Here is a 1,292-nt window from a genome sequence, read left to right on the forward strand (position 1 = left end):
TAACCTGAAGGTCACAGGTTCAAATCCTGTCCCCGCAACCAACAAAAAAAGCCCGCTTCACGCGGGCTTTTTGCGTTCGGACCGTGATCGATGGCGATTTTAACCTGCACCAGGGGTCGGAAGCAGGCGAAGCCGACCGTGGGACAGAAAAGCCAAATCATGACCCCCAACCGCCCGCAGCTCGCAGGCCTTTTGTATTCGGCACCTTTGCCCACGCGAAGCCGGTTGGCTCCCGGCTCTGTCAGCGCGGCAACCGCCGCGCGCCGGCGCGATGGTGACCGGACGCTTTGGATCCTGCAAAACCAGGCGACGAACCATTCTCTCGCCATCAGATCTTGGAAAACGAACCGTGATCGTGCGCTTCCAATCATTGCTATCTATTGTTACCGGGCTTTGATCGGCGCCATAATCTTCCAGGAGGTTGCCGTGCCCGACTACGCTCTGAACGACCACTATGAGAGCTTTACCAGGAAGCAGCTCGAATCAGGCCGCTACAACAATGCCAGTGAGGTTGTTCGCGCCGGCCTGCGTATGCTCGAGGATTTCGAGGCGGAGCGGGAAAGATGGTTGCGCGAGGAGGTTCCGGCGCGCCTGACCGAGCTCCGGCAGGATCCGGCTAAACTAAGGGCATCCCTGTCGAGACAGTTTTTTCGCGACTCGAGGCGCGTCATCACGCGAAGCAGGCGAAAGCCAAATAGGCAATGGAGTACCGCATTGTCTTCCACCCCAAGGCGGAACTGAACTCGGCCAGCTCTATGACGACATAGCCGACCCGTGCGTCGCCGGCGATCGCTTGGAATTTCGTTGTCGGCATCGCGACCATTTCCTGAGCGTGTCGACTTTTCCACAGTGCGGCACAGAGCGGGTCGAGATCATGCCTGGTCCGCGGATCATCAGCTGGCGACGTGCCGTCAGCATTGCTTTCGCAGTCGATGCCGAACGGGTCTGGTTCTGGGTATCTTTTTCGCCGGCCGCAACATCACGGCGGAATTGCTGGAAGGCCGGCTCTGAAGCGCTGCTTAGGCTGGCGTGGGGATCGACACTCGCCAGGAGGCGATTCTCAGGCCGATGGTACGCACCTGCCGCCGCCTAGGTGGGAGCTTGGTAGAAGAGTGATCCTCAGCGGAACACCACTCACAGTTTCAGCCAAGCCAGCTCACGAATTTCCGCCCCGTGGATATCTCCACGAGAAATCGAAAAAACATCGTCGATGACTGTTGACAGTTCTGGTTGGTGGCGACTATATACGCCTCACGAACGAGGGCGGTGCGCCGCTGGCGGCGAAGCAGTTT

General features: G+C 58.8%; 1 pseudogene. It reads left to right on the plus strand.

What is annotated here, in order from left to right:
- Positions 1–426 precede the first annotated feature (426 nt).
- A pseudogene (locus NKJ58_RS31445) lies at positions 427–698 on the plus strand (type II toxin-antitoxin system ParD family antitoxin).
- Positions 699–1,292 lie beyond the last annotated feature (594 nt).

It is taken from the genome of Mesorhizobium sp. M0139, from assembly GCF_040322455.1.
GTDB lineage: Bacteria > Pseudomonadota > Alphaproteobacteria > Rhizobiales > Rhizobiaceae > Mesorhizobium.